This is a genomic window from uncultured Succiniclasticum sp. (assembly GCF_902793885.1).
GTDB lineage: Bacteria > Bacillota > Negativicutes > Acidaminococcales > Acidaminococcaceae > Succiniclasticum.
The window spans coordinates 47288-69006 of the sequence record NZ_CADBFF010000001.1; the positions used below are offsets into that span (position 1 = coordinate 47288).

A 21719-nucleotide genomic window follows, 5' to 3' on the forward strand; every position below is an offset into this window, starting at 1 on the left:
ACTATGGTGAACCAATATGAAAAAAGACCAACTCTATGAAATCCTGCGATTCGCCATCGTCGGCGGCGCATCCTTCCTGGTGGATTACGCCCTTCTGTACATATGTACTGAATGGTTTGGCATCCACTACCTGTACTCCGCGGCCATCTCCTTTACGGTTTCGGTCATTGTCAACTACTGGCTCTGCGTGAGATTCGTATTTACCGGCGCGGGGAAACAGACCGGCCGGCAGGCGGCGCTGTTCATCGGCTCCAGCATCGTGGGGCTGGGAATCAACCAGGTCTGCATGTGGCTGTTTGTGGAAAAGTTCGGCCTGCATTACATGCTGGCGAAAATCGGGGCCACTTTCATCGTCATGTTCTGGAACTATGTGATGAAACGGAAAGCGGTGCGGGGATAGATTATTTGTAAAAAGGGAGTTCAAGGGTACTTTTGTAAATCATTTTTATATAAACAGGCAGAAACGCGTATCTGTAAACGTGCCCCGGCCCGTAAATATTTTGCATAAATCATTTGGCTTTATGTTGCTTATTCTTCTTAAATATAGTATGATAGTAATATAACATAATATGGAAATTAGTGTATACTATTCTGTATTATAAAGTATAGAAACGTGCAAAAGAGAAAATTTTATTTAGGAGGGATGGTACATGGATTTACAGCAAGAGTCCTTGAAAATGCATCTGGAGAATCACGGCAAGATGGAGATCCGCTGCAAAGCGCCTCTGAATGACCGGCACGACCTGGCGGTTGCCTATACCCCCGGCGTGGCGGAACCCTGCAAGGAAATCAAAAAAGCCCCGGACATGGCCTTTGAGTACACCTGCCGCGGCAACATGGCCGGTATCTGCACCGACGGTACCCGCGTGCTGGGCCTGGGCGACATCGGCGCTGCTGCTGCCATGCCGGTTATGGAAGGCAAGGCTGTCCTGTTCAAACGGTTCGGCGGTGTGGACGCGATTCCGGTCTGCATCAACGAAAAAGATCCCGACAAGTTTGTTGCCATCGTAAAAGCGCTGGAGACTTCCTTTGCGGCCATCAACCTGGAAGATATTTCTTCCCCGAAATGCTACGACATTGAAGATAAACTGAAAGAGATCATGGATATCCCCGTATTCCACGATGACCAGCACGGCACGGCTATCGCGGCTGTCAGCGCGGTACTGGGCGCCCTGCGTTTTGTTAAGAAAGACCTGAAGACCGCCAAGATCGTTATGAACGGCTGCGGTGCGGCAGGCACGGCCATCGGTCGTCTGCTGGTGGAAATGGGCGCGGAAAACCTCATCATGGCAGGCCGCAACGATACCCTGTACGAAGGCTGCCATTGGGGCAAACCTTTGGACCGCATTCAGGAGATGCTGTGCAAGACCACTAATAAGAACAAGATCAGCGGCAAGCTGAAAGACGTGGCGGTAGGCGCGGATGTGCTCATCGGCGCTTCTTCCCCTGGCGTATTTACGGAAGAGATCATTAAATCCATGGCGCCGGACTCCATCGTATTCTCACTGGCCAATCCGGTTCCGGAAGCCATGTACGACTTTGCCAAAGCGGCTGGCGCACGGGTAGCTGGTACGGGCCGCAGTGATGCCCCCAACCAGGTTAACAACGTAAACGTATTCCCGGGCGTATTCCGCGGCGCCATCGACGTACGTGCCAGAGAGATCAATGAGAAGATGAAGGTGGCGGCGACCTATGCTATTGCCAACCTGATCGACGACAAGGATCTGCGGGAAGATTACGTAGTAGCCGATGCCTTTGACAAACGGGTTGCTCCGGCGGTTGCGGCAGCGGTTGCCAAAGCAGCCATTGAAACCGGCGTGGCCCGGGTGATCAAGGATCCGGCAGAGGTTTATAAACACACGGAAGAGCTGCTGGCAGGATATTAATCCGTGGTAAGGAAACGTAACAATTTTAAAGTTTAGTAAAACATTGGAGGGGCTGTGACTTTTGTCACAGCTCCTTTTATTTCGTGCCGTTATTTGTTATAATTAAATATTATAGGAAGTTAGTAATCGGGTGATTATATTTTTTAAATAGTTTTTGGAGAGGTGCGACATGGAGAGTACATTAAAAGCAAAGTATGAAATCTGGATGGAGAAGGCGGTGGCGGATCCGGATCTGAAACCGGAGCTGGAGGCCATGACCGGTGACGAAGCAAAAATTGAGGACGCGTTTTACAAGGATCTGGAGTTTGGCACGGCGGGCCTCCGGGGCGTCATCGGGGCCGGCACCAACCGCATGAACGTGTATATTGTGGCCCGGGCGTCCCAGGGATTAAGCAATTATGTGATCAATCACTTCCCGGCGGAAAAACGCAGCATCGCCATCAGCTACGACAGCCGCATCAAGAGCGATGTGTTTGCGAAGATTGCAGCGGAGGTGTTTGCGGCCAATGGGATCAAGGCCTACATTTTTAAAGAACTGATGCCGGTGCCCTGTGTTTCCTATGCTACCCGGACTTTGCAGTGCGCGGCGGGCATTATGGTGACGGCTTCCCACAATCCCTCCAAATATAACGGATACAAAGTGTACGGGGCCGACGGGTGCCAGATGACTACCGCGGCGGCCAACGAAGTGCTGGGGGAAATTGAAAAGCTGGACCTGTTTGCGGACAGCAAGCGGATCGCTTTTGAAGAGGGCCTGAAAGCCGGCAGCATTGCCTGGATCCCGGACGAGGTGTACACCGCCTTCGTGGAAGAAGTGAAGAAGCAGTCTGTGGTGGGCGATGCGGAAATCAACAAGGACGTGGCCATCGTGTACTCGCCGCTGAACGGGGCGGGCCTGAAGCCGGTGCTGCGGACCTTGAAGGAAACCGGCTACACCAACATTACCGTGGTGAAAGAACAGGAACAGCCCGACGGAAACTTCCCCACCTGCCCCTATCCCAATCCGGAGATTCATGAAGCCATGGCTTTGGGCATGGAGTACGCGGCCAAGTACAATGCGGACCTGCTGCTGGCCACGGATCCGGACTCGGACCGCGTGGGCATCGCAGTGAAAGATAAGGAAGGAAACTACCAGCTCCTCACCGGCAACCAGACGGGCATGCTGCTGACGGATTATGTCTGTGCCCGCCGCAGGGAGAACGGGACCATGCCTAAGGACCCGGTGGTGATCAAGACTATTGTGACTACGGACATGGTGGAACAGATTGCCAGCCATTACGGCGTGCGCACGGTGAACGTGCTCACCGGTTTCAAATACATCGGCGAGCAGATCGGGCTGCTGGAGAAACAGGGGAAAGCCGATTCCTACATTTTCGGCTTTGAAGAAAGTTACGGGTATCTGAGCGGTTCCTATGTGCGGGACAAGGACGCGGTGGACGCCGCCTTCCTGATCTGCGAAATGTTCTGCTACTACAAGACGAGAGGCATCAGCCTGTTGGACAAACTGGAGGAACTGTACCAGCGCCACGGCTACTGCCTGAACACTCTGTACTCCTATCAGTTTGAGGGCGCGGCGGGCTTTGCGAAGATGAAAGAGATCATGAAAGATTTCCAGACCGCCGGTATTACAGAATTTGGTGGCCGTAAAGTAGAAACCCTGCTGGACTACAACACCGGCATCGACGGGCTGCCGAAAGAAAATGTGCTGAAGTTCTTGCTGGAAGGCCACGGTTCCGTAGTAGTGCGTCCCTCCGGCACCGAACCGAAGCTGAAGACATACATTACCGTCAGCGCGCCGGATAAAGTGGCGGCAGAAGTCATTGAAAAGAGAATTGTGGAAGATTTGAAGAAGCGGATCAACGGATAAACAAATTATATTTACTGCGAGAGCAGTCGCTCCGGTTGACGGTTGCGGCTGCTTTTTTGAACTAACAACTTAATAGTTTACAAAAATGTAGCGTCACCCTTGTTAATTATCAAGTGGTGACGCTATTTTATATTGGAATTGCTAATGTGAAGAAGTATTTCCAATGCTTTTTTTTGGTCATCGCGTAGTAGACGGAAACGATGGATAAGTTTTCGCTCTCTGTCGGTGAACGTGTTATACTCCTCTCTCTCTTCTAAAATTCTATGGGGAGTGCTGAATTTATCTGAAAAGTCGTTCAGTGTAAGCCCGCACAATGCAGATATGTTTTCCAACGTATCAAGCCCAGGCCAGTACAGTCCACGTTCAATACTGGACAAGGCCTGTTTTGAAATACCTATCTTCTTGCCGAAATCCGATTGGTTTAACCCGGTTCGTTGGCGCGCTTCTTTAATTTTCTTTCCTAATATCAGTTTATCTAACATCGTGTGCACCTGCCTTATATAGAAATTATAAAGCAAGTAGATGTTTTTTGGGACGAAAGTAACGATAAACAGGATATTGAAAATAATGGAAATATATATTAAAATAACTAAAGTATTACTTACTTTGTTGAAAGCACATGCTTAGATTTGTCGGCAGGTTATATTGGCTTTAGGATATTAGGATTTTGATTTTTTGTTCAGAAAGGTTTTATATGAATTACTTAACGATAGAATTTTATATTCTTTTATTGATATCTTTTGTTTTATATTATTTGATACCTAAAAAGTGGCAGTGGTTGGTATTATTAATTGGCAGTACTTCTTTTTATTACTTTGCTTGCAATCATTGGCAACAGATTTTTGTGTTTATAGTTTCTATCACTATAAGTTATATATGGGGTGTTTTATTAAATCGCCAGAAGTTTCAAGATTCAAAAATCTGGCTGATTTTAGCAGTTCTTTCCTCTGCCGGACCGCTTTTGACTGTAAAATTTCTTGATTTTGCTAAATTATCTGGCATAAACCATAATACATATTCGATTCTTATTCCTATAGGGCTTTCATTTTATTCATTGCAGATGATTTCATATTTGGTTGATTGTTACCAGAATAAAACTATTGCTGAAAAAAACTATCTGAAATACATGTTATTTATATCTTTTTTTCCGCAAATTATACAGGGACCAATTCCAAGGTTTTCTGATTTACATAAACAACTGATTAGCGAGCATATATTTAACTATGAACAAATAGTTCGTGGCATTCAATTGATAATTTGGGGCTTCTTTTTAAAATTTATGATTGCAGATAAGGCAGGAGTTTTTGTAGATGCAGTATTTAATAACCCAAATGATTATGTGGGCTTTTATGTCTTGATTGCAGGCATACTATATAGTATACAGCTTTATACAGATTTTTATTCCTGTACGACGATTTCCCAAGGTGTTGCACAACTATTTGGTATTCACATTACAGACAATTTCCGTCATCCATATTTTTCTACATCTGTCAAAGAGTTTTGGAGACGTTGGCATATTTCATTAAGTTATTGGCTGAGAGATTATATTTATATTCCCCTTGGGGGAAATCGAAACGGCAGAGCTTTTAAATTCGCGAATCTGATGATAACTTTTTTAGTAAGCGGCTTTTGGCATGGCTCTGATTGGCGATTTGTTTTTTGGGGAGCTTTACACGGTGTTTATCAAATCGTTGGTGATGTTTTAGAAAAGTCATTTGATAAATTTTATAATGTTTTAGGCTTTCAAAAGGAAAATGTTTGGTACAAATTCTTAAATGTTTTAATTACTTTTTTTCTTGTTATGTTCGCCTGGATCATTTTTAGAGCGCAAGGGCTTACAGTTGCTTTTAAAATGATTAAGAATATGGTGTGTTACCTGAACCCATGGATTCTATTTAATAATGAAATATTTGGATTAGGATTAGATATTAAAGAATGGATTGTTCTGAGTACTTCAATAATAGTTCTTATAATAGTTAGTCTGATACAAGAAAAATACTGTATTCGGGACTGGTTTAATGCACAACCGTTACTTGTAAGATGGATTATTTATATTGTATCAATCTGCGTGGTTTGGGTTTTTGGAACCTATGGATTTGGATTTAATGCAAAAGATTTTATCTATGGGGGATTTTGATGAAAGAAAATGTAAAAAAAATTTTATTGTCTGTACTTTTTTTGTGCATTCTAACTTCCTCGTTATATTATGTTAATTGGTTATTGAGACCAAAGTATTATTCAAGTAATTCCCCTTGGCCATCCACAGAAACTTATAATGGCTTTTATAACATGAAAAAGAACACTGTAGATGTTTTGTTTTTGGGGAGTAGTGTTGCAGTTAATAATTTTTGCCCACAAAAAATATATAATGATTACGGAATTCGCAGTTACAATCTAGGAAGTGAACAACAAAGTATAATTCTAAGCTATTTTTGGTTAGAAGAAGCATTGCGTTTTCAAAAGCCAAAAGTTGTGGTATTGGAAGGGCGATTTCTATATAATTGGCATCCGGAGTCGCCTTTAAATACCACGGAAGGGCTAACGAGAAAGTGCATAGACCCAATGCATCTATCACTGGTAAAAATGGAAGCCATTGATACTATATGCAAGATAGATAAGAAACAAACGATATTAAGCTATTATTTGACAAATTTTCGTTTTCATACGAGATGGAAAGGCTTAAATGAAAGCGACTTTGTTAAGAAAAATCAAAGTATACAAAAAGGTTGGCTCTTTGGTAAGGACGGGTTTTATAAAAACTATAAACCTATAACTACTGTCAATTTCAGCAAGGTTAAGCCTATTGAAAAAGAAAAAGTTATGGAAGAGTATTTTGTAAAAATAAGAGATTTGTGTAAAAAGAATGAAATTAAATTGATTACTGTAATTACACCGCAAAGAGGATATGATGATTCAAAATATGTTTTTCATAAGGAACTTTGTAGAAAACACGGTGTGGATCGAGTAGATTTGAATGAAGAAATATATTACAGGCAAATATGCAAAAATCCCACTGTGGAAAACGTGTTGAATCATGGAAATTTTAGAGGTAATATGAAAATATCTGCATTTATCGGCAAATTATTACACGATAAATATAAAGTTAAAAGCTTTAAAGATATTCAGTTTGAGAACACGAAATTTGCTTTAAACAATATAGAAAAGAATTATAAAGTTTCAGATACAAAAGACATTGATAATTATCTTAGACTTATAAAAGATGACAGGTATACCATAATCGTTAGTGCAAAGGATGATGCCGCAAATAACATGAAGAATTCATCAAAATTGCTATTAAAAGAAATTGGTTTTAAACAGAATTGGGACAGAAAAACAATGTTTCGCAAAAGCTATATAGGCGTTAAAACAAATGGTGAAATATATGAGTATTCAGGCGGTCCATTAAATAAAGCGGGGCGTTTCCGCAACAAAAATGATGGATATCGGATTAAAAGCTCTGGTTATAAAGACCTGGGCGGAGCTAAAAGTTCTATACTTGTTAAAGGAAGAGAGTATTCAAAGAATTCAAGGGGATTGAATTTTGTTATTTATGATAATGAATTACAGATGGTGATTGATAGTGTTTGTTTTGATACCTGCGGTAATTCGCAAGCCAAAAGATAAATAGGGTGAATTCCTTAAGGAGTTGGTGTGATCTGCAGCCTTTTTATGTACCGTGGGGAACTTGAGTATAGCTGCAATAATGAAAAGATAAGCTATAGTAACTAGCGTACTTTTTCTTAGTACGAATTATGTTGATAATAGGAATTCATTTGGTGACTACAAGTTATATCAATTATGATATAATATTGTCAGAAACGTTCACGACGTCAGACAATATTATATCATTTTTATTTGGGGGGGATTTTCATGGAAAACTTTCAGCAGACTACCTGCCTGCCGTTGCTGCGCAGCAGCTATAACGGCCTGACCAAATCGGAACAGAAGCTGGCGGATTATATATTGAAGAACCCGGCGGATGTGATGCACATGACCATGAGCGAGCTGGCGGACGCCACGTCCAGCGCGGACGCCACGGTGTTCCGTTTCTGCCATAAGCTGGGATTCAGCGGTTTCCAGGGCCTGAAGCAGGCGTTGGCAGGGGACCTCTTTTCCCCGGCGGAGTCCCTGTCCCAGGAAGTGAATGCGGACGATACCCCCCGAGATATTACCCGCAAGGTCTTTCAGGATATGATCGACGCCCTGCAGGAGACCCAGAAGATGCTGGATTACAAGGCGCTGGAGCAGGCCATTGACCTGGTGTCGAAGACAGAGCGGATCGATGCCTACGGCTACGGCGGCAGCGGCAACATCGCCCAGGACATCGCCCACCGGTTTATGCGGTTCGGGCTGGACGTGCATGCCTACAGTGATCCCCATCTGCAAATCGCATCGGCGTCCCTCTTGAAACCGGAGGATGTGGTGATCGCCATTTCCCACACGGGGGCCAGCATTGACCTGCTGAAGGTGCTGGAGATGGTGCGGTCCCGGGGCAGTAAGATCATTCTGATCACCAGCTATCTGAAATCCCCGGCCACGAAGCTGGCGGATGTGGTGCTGACGGGGCTGGCCCGGGAGACCAGCTACCGCAGCGAGGCCATGGCCTCCCGTCTGGTACATCTGGCGATTATTGACTGTCTGTACACCGGTGTGATGCAGCGCTGCATGGACGAGTATATTGATAATATGAAGCAGGTGCGGAAAGCCATTGCCGCGCAGAAAATGTAATAACGATTCATGGCTGCCCGCATCCTAATATAATAGGAAGAAAATTTTTCGAATTGCATGTTAACGGTGACAATAAAACAGTTCCAAAGAAATTATCTCATAATTTTACAAAATGTGTTATAAGTGTAAAAACCTCCCTGTTTTCAGCTTGACAGAATAGTCTTTCCCCGTTAGAATGAAGAAAAAAGAAAGAAATTAGTCAAAACGAAAAATAAAAAAGAAATAAACTATTCAATATGAACAGGGAGGGCTCCTAAATGGGAAAGCTGGGAACTTACATATCGAATCAGATTAAAACGACCAGGAACACGTTCCGGGATCCGATTATTGCAACGGTCTCGGTGGGTATGATCCTGGCCCTTTTTGTCTTTGTGGTGTGGCCGCTGCTGATGGTGGTGAAACAGAGCTTCACGGACCTGGACGGCAACTTCAGCCTGCAGGCCTACGTCAACATCGTGACAATGAGCGAGACCTATCAGGCGCTGGTGAACACCCTGATGCTGGCGATCATCGTGGGGGTGCTGGCCACTTCGGTGGGTTTCCTCTTTGCCTACTGCTCGTCCCATCTGGCCATCAAAGGCAAAAAGCTCTTCAACCTGATGGCTCTCCTCCCCATGGTATCGCCGCCTTTCTCCGTGGCTCTGTCCATCATCATGCTGTTTGGCAGCCGGGGCCTGGTGACCTACAGTCTCCTGGGCTGGAGCAACACCAATATCTACGGGCTGAAAGGCCTGATCTTCGTACAGACGATTTCCTACTTCCCCATCGCGTTCCTGCTGCTGGCAGGCATGCTGCAATCCATCGACCCCAGCATTGAAGACGCGGCCCGGGACTTAGGATCCTCCAAGTGGCGCACCTTCAGTTCGGTGACGATTCCCCTGGTACGGCCCGGCATCGCCAACGCTTTCCTGCTGGTGTTCATCAAATCGGTGGCCGACTTCGCTAACCCCATGGCCATCGGCGGCAACTTCTCCACCCTGGCCACCCAGGTGTACCTGCAGGCCATCGGCAGCTACGACGTGCAGGGCGGCGCGGCAGTGGCGGTAGTGCTGCTGGACATCGCCATCATCCTGTTCATCCTGTCCAAGTACTGGATTGAAAAGAAGACCTACATCACCGTAACCGGCAAGGCCTCCCGGGAACGCACCATGATCGACGATCCCCAGATCGTGGGCCTGGTGGGCGGCTTCTGTTTCCTGGTGACCGCCATCGTGCTGGCCATCTACATCCTGATTCCTATCGCGTCCTTCATTAAGATGTGGGGCGTTGACTACAGTTTCACCACAGCCCATTACAAATACGCGCTGGAAGTTGGCATGGACGCTATCAAGGACACCACTCTGCTGAGCATCATCGCCACGCCCATCGCCGGTATCCTGGGCATGATCATCGCTTACCTGGTGGTACGGAAGAAATTCATCGGCCGGGGCTTCATCAACTTCTCGTCCCTGCTGAGTATCGCGGTACCGGGCACCGTAATCGGTATCGGCTACATCCTGACCTTTAACGAGCCTCCCGTACAGCTTACCGGTACGGCGGCCATCCTTATCGCGGCGTTTGTGATCCGGGCCCTGCCCATCGGCATCCGGGCCGGGGAAAGCAGCCTGCAGCAGATTGACCCCAGCATTGAAGAAGCGGCGGCGGACCTGGGTTCCAATGCCAGCCGGGTGTTCACCACGGTGACCCTGCCCCTGATCAAGAGCGCCTTCTTCGGCGGCCTGATCTACTCCTTCATCCGCAGCATGACCAGTATCAGCGCGGTCATCTTCCTGGTGTCCGCCAACTACAGTCTGCTGACGGTCCTGATCCTGGACCAGGTGGAAGACAACCAGTTCGGTGTGGCTTCGGCCTTCTCCACCATCCTGATCCTCATTGTATATGTAGCAATTGTAGTCATTAAGCTGATGCTGAACCGGCTGGGCAGCAACCCGCAGAAAAGTCAGGCATAAGTCAGGCATACAGAAAACATGAAAAAGTATTGTGCAGGATAAATTTTCCTGTGCAAGGCGGAGGAGGGACGGTGTAGCCCAATCTACGACCACCGACGACAACGCAGCACAGGGTAATTCAGACAAGTGAGAAGGAGAATTTGAAAATGGCAAAACAGGCTAGCATCCAGTTAAAAAATCTGACCAAGGAATATGTGACCCATGAAGGCACCGGCACCTTTTTGGCGGTGGACCACATCAACGTGGATATCGCCAGCGGCCAGTTCGTGACCCTGCTGGGACCGTCCGGCTGCGGCAAGACCACGACCCTGCGCATGATCGCGGGCTTTGAAGGCATCAGCGACGGGGAGATCCTCCTGGACGGCGTGCGCATCAACGAGCTGACCCCGGACAAGCGGGACTCCAGCATGGTGTTCCAGAGCTACGCGCTGTTCCCTCATTATGATGTGTATGATAACGTAGGCTACGGCCTGGTAAATAAAAAGATGGACAAGAAGACCATCGAGGAAAAAGTAATGAAGATGCTGGACCTGGTAGGCCTGAAGGGCATGGAACACCGGATGCCCAACCAGCTCTCCGGCGGTCAGCAGCAGCGTGTGGCGTTAGCCCGGGCCCTGGTTATGGAACCGGCGGTGCTGCTCTTTGACGAACCCCTGTCCAATCTGGATGCCAAGCTGCGTGTGTACATGCGCACGGAGATCCGCAAGATCCAGCAGCGCATCGGCATCACCAGCGTGTACGTAACCCATGACCAGAGTGAGGCCATGGCCCTGTCCGACAAGGTCATCATCATGAACGGCGGCAAGATCGAGCAGGTGGGCAGCCCCACGGAGATTTACCAGTACCCGGCCAGCCACTTTGTGGCGGACTTCATCGGCAGCGCCAACTTTGTGCCGGCCAGGGTGAAGAGCGTCAGCAGCCAGGGCACGAGGCTGGAAAGCAAGGCGGGCCCCGGCATGGAAATCGGTACCGCGGTAGTGGAAATGTTCGGCCAGGAATTCACTGCCAAGTGCATTCAGGGCGAACTGGCTGCCGGCGATACGGTGGAAGTAGTGATTCGTCCGGAGGCCATTGAACTGGCGGATGACGGCGATGTAAAGGCGGAAGTTACAAGCTCCACCTACATGGGCCAGATGCAGGACTATGTGGTGCAGGTGGGAGACCAGGAACTGGTGACCCAGACCTACAACCCCAGCAGCAAGAAAGTTTACAAGCCCGGCGAGACGGTGTATCTGCGCATTCAGCGGGAAAGTCTGCACGCCATAAAGAAATAAATTGTAGCAGTGATGATTATGCCGACACCGGAAACGTTTTCATAGCGCTCAGCAAACGCTCGGGTGTGTCCCGCGTTGCGTAGTTCCGTGTAAAGAATTGTCTCGTTTATTGGAAGACCTTCTTTAATGAACAATTCCTCGCGCCCTTCGGGAGTGCTTCGCTTATTCAAACGTTCCCGGTGCCGGCTCTAAAAAAACAATACATTTTATATTTTTTAAGGAGGAAAAGGAACATGAAATTTACCTGGAAAAAAGCAGCTGCACTGGCAGCCATGGCAGCACTGACCGTTTCGTTTGCCGGCTGCGGCGGCGGAGACAAAAAGGCTGACGACAAGAAAGCAGCGAAAGGCAACGACAAAGAACTGGTTATGTACATGGGTATCGTAGAACAGGCAGCCAAGGTGGTGGCTTCCGAGTTTGAAAAAGATACCGGCATCAAAGTGAAATTCGTGCGTATGTCCGGCGGCGAGACCCTGAGCCGTATCCGCGCAGAAAAGAACAATCCCCAGGCCAGCCTGTGGTATGGCGGCAGCGCCGACAGCTTCATCATGGCGAAAAAGGAAGGCCTGCTGGAAGCTTACAAGTCCCCCAATGCGGAAAAGATCAAAGCCGAATTCAAGGATCCGGAAGGCTTCTGGACCGGCATTTACCAGGGCTATCTGGGCTTTATCCTGGACAAACGCTGGTTTGAGGAACACAAAGCGCAGCCCCCGAAATCCTGGGATGACCTGCTGAAACCGGAATTCAAGGGTCAGATCGTTATGGGCAACCCGGGGTCCGCTTCCACCGGTTATGTGCTGGTTTCCGCAACCGTACAGCGCCTGGGCGAAGAAAAAGGCCTGGATTACCTGGCCAAACTGGACAAACAGGTTAAACAGTACACCAAAGCCGGCGCAGCTCCGGCCCGTTCCGCGGCTCTGGGCGAATGCGCCATCGGCATCACCTACCTGCATAACGGCATCCGCCTGATGAAGGAAGGCAACAAGAACGTGGCTCTGTCCCTGCCGGAAGAAGGCACCGCTTACGAATTGGGCGCTGTTGCCATGATCAAGAACGCTCCCCAGAAGGAAGCTGCCAAGAAGTTCATCGACTGGTGCTTAACGAAGAAAGCCCAGGAAATCGGTCAGAAGAACAATTCCTATCAGTTCCTGACCAATCCGGAAGCCAATCCGCCGAAAGAAGCGCTGGCTTTCAAAGACGCGAAGCTGCTGAAATACGATTTCCAGTGGTCCGGCGACAACCGTGCCCGCCTGCTGGAAGCATGGAACAAGGCTGTTAAGAAATAATCATTGCCATCCCAAAGGCGCATGCGTGTTGCGTGCGCCTTTTTTGAAAAATTATAAAGCGCCGGGCTTACCCCTCCCTCCCCCGAATCGCATCGCCGACTCACGCGCAATCCGAGTTGCGGTTCGTCGCGACACGCTTCGATGGGGCAAGCCCTTCCGGGGTAAGCCCGGCGCTTTTCTCCACTTGTTCATATAAAGGAGCAAACGAATGCAAAATGCAAAAATCGGCTTGATCGGTTTGGCTGTTATGGGGGCTAACCTTGCGAGAAACCTGGCGAGTAAAAATGTTCCGGTTCTTGTTTTTAACAGAACCGCAGCCAAAACGGATGAGTTTATGAAAAATTTTGGCAGCGATCCCTGTCTGCAGGCGGCGTACAGTCTGGAAGAGCTGGTGCAGAATCTGGAACGGCCCCGGAAGATCATTCTGATGATCCAGGCGGGGGCGCCGGTGGATGCCATGCTGGATACGCTGACTCCGCTGCTGGAGAAGGGCGATATTGTCATTGACGGCGGCAATTCCTATTTTGAGGATACCCGGCGGCGCAGCGCGAAGCTGGCGGAACTGGGGATGGAATTTGTAGGCATGGGTGTCAGCGGCGGCGAAGAAGGGGCTCTTCACGGACCCAGCCTGATGCCGGGCTGCACTGAAAAAGCCTATGTGCAGCTGGAACCCATGCTGCAGGCCATTTCCGCCAAGGCGGGGGAGAGCGGCAAGGAACCCTGCGTCACCTATATCGGAAGCGACGGTGCCGGCCATTATGTGAAGATGGTCCACAACGGCATCGAGTATGCGGACATGCAGCTCATCGCTGATGTGTACACCATCATGCGGCAGGTGCTGGGCATGGAGCCGGAAGAGATGGCAAAGGTCTGGGACGAATGGAACAAAGGGGAGCTTTCTTCCTATTTAGTTGAGATCACCGCCAACATTTTAAAGAAAAAAGATGGGGAGACCGGCAGGGCCATGGTGGATGTGATTCTGGACGTGGCCAGGCAGAAAGGCACCGGCCGCTGGACCAGCATGAGCGCCCTGGAACTGGGTGTGGCTACGCCGACCATTACGGAAGCGGTGTTTGCCCGTAATATGAGTACCTATAAAGAAGAACGGACTGCGTTGGAAAAAGTGTACGCAGAACTGCCGGAAGTGTTGGAAGCCGCTGCCTGCTGCCGGAAAGAAACCTTTACGGCGGAAGAAAAAGCGCAGCTGCTGGAAGATTTGCGCAACACGTTGTATGCGGCAAAAATCTGCGCTTACGCCCAGGGCTTCAACCTGCTGGGGACCGCCAGCGAGACTTACGGCTGGAACCTGCAGATGGATAAGATTTCCAAAATCTGGCGGAACGGCTGCATCATCCGGGCCCGGTTCCTGGATGACGTCAGCGAAAGCTTTGCGAAACAGGCCGGTATGAAGAACCTGCTGTTCAGCGATTTCTTCGCGGAAGCACTGAAGAAAGCCCGGGCCGGCTGGGGCCGCGTAGTAGCGCTGGCCGCGGAACGGGGTGTGTCCGTAGTGGCGCTGAGCAGTGCCCTGTCCTACTTTGATGCCTACCGCACCGCCAGCGGCAACGCCAATGTGCTGCAGGCCCAACGGGATTACTTTGGCGCCCACACCTATCAGCGCGTGGACAAAGAAGGCACCTTCCATACAGAATGGATGGAATAAAGAACAAAGCTGAAACTAAAAACACCTTCGGTGACAGACGAGGGTGTTTTATCTCCTTCGCCAACGTCTGGAAAAAGGTTTGCTGCCAGCATCCTATTATGCTGTAGAAAGAAAAAACAAAAACGAACAAAAAAACGAACGAAAAATTTTACGGTTGCTTTTTCGTTCGTTTTTTGTTAAAATGGTATCGACGAAAATTCGTTTATTATCAGGAGGCGCACTGTGAGAGAATCAAAGAATTTGGAATTTAAAGAATCCGTTACTAATACATTTTTAAAAACTGTCAGCGCATTTGCTAATTATGGGACGGGCAAAATTCTTTTTGGCGTTATGGATAATGGTGTAGTGAAAGGCATAGAGAATCCGGAAAAAGTATGCCTGGATATAGAAAACCGCATTAACGACAGTCTTGACCCTGTACCGGAATATATTCTGGAAATTAATGAAAGAACATCAGTGATTACTTTAACTGTTTCGGAAGGGTTGCATAAACCGTATCTGTATAAGGCAAAAGCGTATCGTCGGAATGATTCCGCAACAGTGCCTGTTGACCGTCTGTCCTTGACCAGATTGATTTTGGAAGGACAGAATCTTTCATTTGAAGAGTCTGTGGCACGTAATCAGGAATTGCATTTTGCTGTTTTGGAGAGAAAACTTAAAACGGTGTTGCATCTGGAGAATGTTACGCCGGATACATTAAAGACGCTGGAGTTGTATAAAGACGGGGAAGGCTTTACCGTTGCGGCAGAGCTTTTAGCAGATCAAAACAGTTTTTCCGGTATTGACATGATACGATTTGGAGACAGTATAAATATTTTGCTTGACCGGGAGTTGCATGAGCGGGAATCTATCCTGACCCAGTATGATGCAGCGTTATCTATGTATCGTAAATATTATCAATATGAACAAATCAATGGCAGTGAAAGGGAAACTGTCATTCTGATTCCGGAAGCAGCTTATCGTGAAGCGGTTGCCAACGCGCTGGTTCACAGAACATGGGATGTAGAAACCAATATTCATGTTGAAATGTTCCCGGATAAAATTGAGATTACGTCTCCCGGCGGGCTGCCGCAGGGTGTAACGAAAGAAGAGTATTTGAGGGGAGGTCTTTCTGTTCTTCGAAATCGAATTATCGGCAATCTCTTTTTCCGGTTGCATTTAATAGAGCGGTTTGGGACCGGAATCCGCAGGATTAAAGAATCGTATAAAGATAACGATAGAAAACCGATCTTTGAAGTGTTTGAGAATTCGATTAAGATAATGCTTCCGGTGATGGACGCTTGCAATGCGTTAACTGCGGATGAGAACCGGATTTATCTGCTGATCAAGAGAAGGGCTCTGCCAAGTTCTTCTCTTGTTGAAGAAACCGGCTTCGGAAAAACGAAAGTGGTTTCCATTTTGCGCAGGCTCATGGATAAAGGTTATGTGCAGTCTGTCGGTAATGGCAGAGGAACGAAATACACCGCAGAGGCAATCAAATGAGTCCATGGAATAGCAAGCGTTTCCGGTTTTGCGATGCTGTTTCTTTTGAGCTTTTCTGTTATTTATAGGCTTTAGATAGATTTGGTTTCCTTACGTATCTACATACTTTTTGCTTTTATTGACTTATTGCTGTGCAGCAGGCTATAATTATCTGATAAAACAAAATATTGCAAATAATTGCAAATAATTGTAAGTAATTATAAATAATTGTAAATCGTTGCAAAAATTTATTTTGAGGGGACCTTTTATATGAACACTCACAGAAAACAAAAAAAGCAGCTGACAGCAGCCATTCTGGCTGCATTGCTGGCCATGCCCGCCTACGGCCATGCGTTTGTAAAAGCGCCGGAATATGTGTATTACAATGGAAAACCGGTGGTGGAAATACAGGAAATGACCAAGGGTGAGGGAATTGGGCGTTTTGTAAACAAAGCCGAGTATACACTGGACCCATCTCTGATTGAACCGGCAAAATCCGGCACGGCCTACTGGACGGGGCTGCTGGGGGCGAAAGTGAAAAACGGGCAGCCCTGGCAGGTTTTTGTGACCACGCAGGAAGGCGTGCAGAATGCCTATGCGAAAACCTTTTCTCATACGAAGGAAAAGGGAGATTTCCGCGATACCAATGTTAATTTTGTGGTGCAGCAGCTGCAGGACGGAAAATCGCTGCTGCGGATGCAGGAAGACGCAGATAAACTGCCTCCGGGAGATTATGGGTATAGCCTCATCTTAATAGGCCAGTATGTGGGGGCGGCCCGCCAGGGAACGGTGGACGGCTGGTGGGTGGACACCGATACGGTGCTGCCGACCAACGAACAGGCGGCGGATTTTGTGGGTACGTTCCGTCATGAGCTGGGGCACGCCCTGGGTATCTATAATTTGGTGGACTATCTGGACGAACAAGGAAATGTCTATGTACCAAAGAACCGTTCAGAGGTAAAGTGTTCCAAAGCAACCGGGGAGGAGATGACGCGGTTTAGTTCCCAAGTAACCGATGTCAGATCCTGGAACCTGCATCTGGTGGATCAGAACCTGAACCCGGCGAAACCGGGGATGGAAATCCTGTCGGCGGCGGGCTTTGCGGAAAAAAAGAAAGCGGACCCCGGTGTAAAGGAAAGCGATTTCTTTATTGTAAATAACCGATTTAAAAAGGAAGATGCTTCCGGGAAAAACGGGAAAGCCTTTTTTATAGGCCCGAATGTGACGGATGCCCTGGCGGGGGCTACGTTCTTCGGCGTTAACGGTGTTCCCGTCAATGGCTGGGAACGCGATACGTTTGAAGGCTCCCATCTGCAGACGGCCGGTATGATGAGCCACCGTGCTTACAGTAATTATACTTCTTTTATGGAAGTAGAACTGGCCTTGATGCAGGACATGGGTTATGACATCGACCGGGAGGCGTTCTTTGGCCACTCCGTTTACGGGAACGGGCAAACCCTTACCAACACCCAGGGCTATTTTGCCCGGAATGAAGAGGGCACGGCCTATATTCAGGGGAAACCCAGCACGGTGCCGCTGGGCATCGGTCTGCATATCTACGGATCCAACAATACGGTGACCCAGGCGGCGGACATACTGACCAACGGTACGGGCGCCACCGGTATCCGGGTAGACGGCATGCAGAACACGGTGATCGTTCCCGAGGCCACGAACATCTATGCGGACGGCCTCCGGGGCAACGGCATCCTGATCGCTTACGGCCGGGACCAGGTGGTGAATCAGGCGGGTACGGTGACTGCCAACGGGCAGGGCGGTACGGGCGTCCGCTTTGATTTCGGCTCCAGCACTAACGGCGCCTTTGATGAATACCGGGGCTCCTATATCCGTTACAAACGGGGTGTGAATGAGGACAACGGCGCGATTATCATGCCGCAAAACCCGGACCTGACGGACATGGATGAGAATGTATATAATGCGGGGGCGGATGAACTGAACGGGCCGCAGGTCAGGGAATTCAATCTGACCGGTTCCCTGTCCGGCGCGGAGAACGCAATCTATATCGGAAAAAACGCTTTTGTGCAGAACATTAACATTTTGGAAGGGGCCTCCCTCAGCGGGAACATCACCAGTGACTGGAAGCATTTCAATACCGACGGCAGTTATGACGGGCTCAGACAGACGCGAAAAGTTCCGGAGTTTGCTGACTGGCTGAAAGAGAAGTATCCGGAGGTCAAACTGGGCGAGTTTCTGGACTGGCCTGCGGCAAGCCAACAGGAAGTTATTTCTGCCTATCAGAACGATCCGAATGTAAAGACCATTACCCTGATAAAATCACCGCTGCGTATCCAGTATAATGGGAAAACCGGGGAGAACGGCTATGCCTATGACGCCTATATTCCCAATCTGGTGACGAACCTGAATTTTGCGGCGAACCTGGCATACAACGGAAATATCAGCGGCCCGGACAACATGAAACTGAACGTGAAGAGCGGTACGCTGACCTACGGCGGCAAGGCGGACGTGGTGGGCGTGTATGTGGCTCAGGGCGCCACGCTGTTAGGCGGAAGTTATACGGTCCATGATATGAGCCGTATGGTGGCGCCGGATTTTGCATCCCAATTGAACGAGACGGATAAAGGGTTTTTCATCAACTGCGGCACGGCAGGGGCGCTCAACAGCGAAAGTGCCATGACCATTAACGGAAATCTGCTCTCGGACGGTATCTTGCAAGGCGTGGCCGGCGGCAGCGCCGGCACCATTCAGGTAAGCGGGCTGGCGATGCTGGATAATGCCCAGATCGTTGCGAAAAATTTGCTGCCGGATGAAACATTTGCCGTAGTACAGGCAGATGGGGTCTACGGTTCCGTGAAGAATACCCAAAACGCGCCCTATAAGTTTGGCATGCTGGATGAGATTGGCGCAATAGAAGGAAACACGGCAGTAGTGACCGGTAAAGAGGCCAACAACCTGGGAGCCGTTGATGCGGTGCAGGGAGAAACCTACGAAGCCATGATGGAGATGTTTGATAACCTGACGGCCAAAGGCGACGCCCGCCGGAATGAGATGCGGCCCCTGTTTTCTCTGACGCCTGAAGAAACAAAGAAAACCCTGTCTTCCATTGCCTCCAACGCATCGGCGAAAAGTATGGCGCTGGCCCAGCGCAGTACGGTGATTCAGCATCTGCTGTCTTCCCGGCTGAAAGATGCATTTACGGCGAAAGAGGCGCAAACCAACATTCCCGTGCAGCATCTGGATGAAAGTCAGGATGAAGGGGTGCCGGTTACCCTGCGGACCCTGGAACCGGCGGACAACGATATCTGGCTGAAGTTCGGCAAGAACTGGGGGGATATGCGGAACGATACGGATTATCACAGCACCGCGACCCTGTTAGGATGGGACAAGGCTTATGGCAAAAACTGGCGGGCCGGCGTGTTTGCCGGATACAGTAAGACCAGTTTTTCCGACACCACTGCCAGCAATGAACTGCGGGATGTGCGGTTCGGTTTGTACGGCGGATACAGCAAAGGCAGGAGTGAAGGCCTGGTGTATCTGGACTATGGCTGGCTGCGGAACAAGCTGCGCCGTGGCATTACCAACCTGGGCCTGACGGCCGGGGCGGATTACCACAGCCGCGTTCTGGAATTAGGCGGCGAGTACCTGTACGACCTGCAGGCGGAGAAAAATGTGCCCTGGCATGTGCGTCCCTATGTGAACGCGCAGTTATCCCGGCTGTGGCAGAACAGCTACCGGGAAGACGGGGCCGGCATATATAATCAGGTGGTAGACAGCAAGCACAACAATTACTTCGGCATGGGAGCCGGGGTAGAGTTCAAACGGTATCTGGCGGGGGGCAGCTATGCCATCCGGGCCGGGGTGAAGCACGCCTTTGCGGGAGCGGAGCCAAAACTGCGGTACAGTTACATGGGTAATCAGGCCAACACCTATGACATGCGGAACGTGCAGGATAAAACCCACTTTGTGCTGTCCATCGGCGGGGAAGCCGAAGTAGCCAAAGGCTGGACGGTGGGCGGCGACGCAACCTTCCAGCGGGGAAGTCATGATAAGGACTGGTCGTGCAGTATTACCGTAAAGAGAATGTGGTGAAAACATTGTTGAATTCAGACTGGACGCCGCTGTTAATGCAGTGGTACGACAAATACAAACGAAAGCTTCCCTGGCGGACGGAATCGCCCCGTGATCCGTACAAGGTGTGGGTCTCGGAGATCATGCTGCAGCAGACAAGGGTGGAAGCGGTAAAATCCTATTATACAAACTGGATGGAACACTTCCCGGATATTCCCACGCTGGCTGCTGCGGAAGAAGAAGACGTGGTGCGGCAGTGGCAGGGACTGGGTTATTACAGCCGCGCCCGGAACCTTCACACGGCGGTGCGGGAGGTCATGGAGCATTACGGCGGCAGGGTGCCGGAAACCAGGGAAGAGATACGCAAACTGAAAGGCATCGGCGACTACACAGCAGGCGCTATCCTCAGCATGGCGTACGGCAAGCAGGAAACCGCGGTGGACGGCAACGTACTCCGGGTGTTTGCACGCATTTATAATATGGAAGAGAACATTCTTTCCGCCAAGGTGAAAAAAGAAATTACGGAGCTGGTAAAAACACGGCAGGATGCCGCACGTCCCGGGGATTTCAATGAGGCCTTGATGGACTTGGGCGCTACCGTTTGTATTCCGGGGCAGCCCCGCTGTGAAGTGTGCCCGCTGGTTGGGGTGTGCCTGGCGAAAAAGGCAGGGAAGGAAAATGAGATTCCCCTGCGGATCACGAAGAAGGAAGTTCCGGTGGAACCTATTACGGTGTTTGTGGTGAAACTGAGGAAGGAAGAAGCGGTGCAGGATAAACCGATGCAATCGTGCTGCAATGGTCGTAGGGATCAGGCAGGCATTCCAACAGAAGCTGCTACATTTTACCTTCTTCACCAGCGTCCGTCCAAAGGGTTGCTGGCAGGCATGTGGGAATTCCCCAACTGTGCGGGAGAAGGTGAGCAGGGAAGGGAAGCGCTGACTGCTTTGCTGTCGGGAATGGGAGTCGCTGTCGGAAACATATCCCGAAGGGTCCGGAAGATCCGGCATGTCTTTTCTCATAAAATCTGGCAAATGGCGGTTTATACAGCAGAGGCAGCGACGGTAACAGGTAAATGTGCGCAGGCAACTGCTGCGAAACAAACCCGCAAAACGGATCCGGAAGATCGATTTACACCCAATCCGGATGCGGCAACACTTCCGACCGACTGGCGCTGGGTTCCGATGGCAGAACTGGAGGATTATAACCTGGCGGGACCCCATAACCGTATCCTTCGGGACGGGAATGAACCAACAACAAAATAGTTTTATAAAAAGACAGATAAAAATAAAAGCGTGCAGGGATTGAACAAACCATTGTGCACGTTTGTGTAATTGCGTTGAGCGTTGAAAAGGCAACCCGGAAGGGTCCCAGTCGACGAGGGAAGCCACGCTGAGCGAAGCGATGCGCGGCGTACAGAGGAGTGGGAGGCGGGTTGCCTTTTCAACACGATTCCGAGTTTCGAAGCCACAGGCGCATAAATCCATGGAATCACAAACATGCACAGGTTTGCGAAACCCTGCACGCTTTTATTTTGTATTTGTCTTATTGAAATGTTACTTTA

14 protein-coding genes are annotated in these 21719 nt (G+C 49.3%); 13 read left to right on the top strand and 1 reads right to left on the bottom strand.

Going from position 1 to position 21719, the window contains the following annotated elements:
* Window positions 1-16: 16 nt before the first annotated feature.
* The 3 genes from QZV31_RS00265 (at window position 17) to QZV31_RS00275 (ending at window position 3753) form a co-directional block, all read left to right on the top strand.
* Window positions 17-400, top strand: coding sequence for a GtrA family protein (locus tag QZV31_RS00265; protein WP_093729012.1), 384 nt, complete (start codon window positions 17-19; stop codon window positions 398-400).
* Between the two features lie 250 nt (window positions 401-650).
* Window positions 651-1886 carry an NADP-dependent malic enzyme gene (locus tag QZV31_RS00270; protein ID WP_295356533.1) on the top strand — a complete coding sequence of 412 codons (1236 nt, stop codon included), beginning with the start codon at window positions 651-653 and terminating at the stop codon, window positions 1884-1886.
* 169 nt (window positions 1887-2055) lie between these two features.
* The gene (locus QZV31_RS00275; protein ID WP_295356536.1) at window positions 2056-3753 is read left to right on the top strand and encodes a phospho-sugar mutase; all 1698 of its coding nucleotides are present in this window, start codon (window positions 2056-2058) and stop codon (window positions 3751-3753) included.
* Between the two features lie 122 nt (window positions 3754-3875).
* On the opposite strand, the gene QZV31_RS00280 is transcribed toward QZV31_RS00275, so the two are convergent.
* Window positions 3876-4235: a helix-turn-helix transcriptional regulator gene (locus QZV31_RS00280; protein WP_295356539.1), complete on the bottom strand. Its 360-nt coding sequence runs from the start codon at window positions 4233-4235 to the stop codon at window positions 3876-3878.
* A gap of 212 nt (window positions 4236-4447) precedes the next feature.
* Here QZV31_RS00280 and QZV31_RS00285 point away from each other — a divergent pair, with 212 nt between their 5' ends.
* The 10 genes from QZV31_RS00285 (at window position 4448) to mutY (ending at window position 21420) form a co-directional block, all read left to right on the top strand.
* Window positions 4448-5890, top strand: a complete 1443-nt coding sequence (locus tag QZV31_RS00285) for an MBOAT family O-acyltransferase (RefSeq protein WP_295356541.1) — start codon at window positions 4448-4450, stop codon at window positions 5888-5890.
* Window positions 5890-7377 carry a hypothetical protein gene (locus QZV31_RS00290; protein ID WP_295356543.1) on the top strand — a complete coding sequence of 496 codons (1488 nt, stop codon included), beginning with the start codon at window positions 5890-5892 and terminating at the stop codon, window positions 7375-7377. The genes QZV31_RS00285 and QZV31_RS00290 overlap by 1 nt, the downstream gene beginning before the upstream one ends.
* Before the next feature lie 246 nt (window positions 7378-7623).
* Window positions 7624-8481 carry a MurR/RpiR family transcriptional regulator gene (locus QZV31_RS00295; RefSeq protein ID WP_295356545.1) on the top strand — a complete coding sequence of 286 codons (858 nt, stop codon included), beginning with the start codon at window positions 7624-7626 and terminating at the stop codon, window positions 8479-8481.
* Window positions 8482-8738: 257 nt separating this feature from the next.
* Window positions 8739-10430, top strand: coding sequence for an iron ABC transporter permease (locus QZV31_RS00300; protein WP_093729017.1), 1692 nt, complete (start codon window positions 8739-8741; stop codon window positions 10428-10430).
* 146 nt (window positions 10431-10576) lie between these two features.
* Window positions 10577-11704 (top strand): ABC transporter ATP-binding protein, encoded by a 1128-nt coding sequence (locus tag QZV31_RS00305; RefSeq protein ID WP_295356546.1) that lies wholly within the window; start codon window positions 10577-10579, stop codon window positions 11702-11704.
* Window positions 11705-11937: 233 nt separating this feature from the next.
* Window positions 11938-12990: an ABC transporter substrate-binding protein gene (locus tag QZV31_RS00310; protein WP_295356549.1), complete on the top strand. Its 1053-nt coding sequence runs from the start codon at window positions 11938-11940 to the stop codon at window positions 12988-12990.
* A gap of 208 nt (window positions 12991-13198) precedes the next feature.
* Window positions 13199-14653, top strand: coding sequence for an NADP-dependent phosphogluconate dehydrogenase (gene gndA / locus QZV31_RS00315; protein WP_295356552.1), 1455 nt, complete (start codon window positions 13199-13201; stop codon window positions 14651-14653).
* Between the two features lie 222 nt (window positions 14654-14875).
* Complete coding sequence (locus QZV31_RS00320) at window positions 14876-16135, top strand: ATP-binding protein (protein ID WP_295356554.1); 1260 nt, start codon at window positions 14876-14878, stop codon at window positions 16133-16135.
* 249 nt (window positions 16136-16384) lie between these two features.
* A complete protein-coding gene (locus tag QZV31_RS00325) occupies window positions 16385-20179 on the top strand; it encodes an autotransporter domain-containing protein (RefSeq protein WP_295356557.1) in 3795 nt (1264 codons plus the stop codon).
* Complete coding sequence (mutY, locus tag QZV31_RS00330) at window positions 20149-21420, top strand: A/G-specific adenine glycosylase (RefSeq protein WP_295356559.1); 1272 nt, start codon at window positions 20149-20151, stop codon at window positions 21418-21420. The genes QZV31_RS00325 and mutY overlap by 31 nt, the downstream gene beginning before the upstream one ends.
* Window positions 21421-21719: the final 299 nt, after the last annotated feature.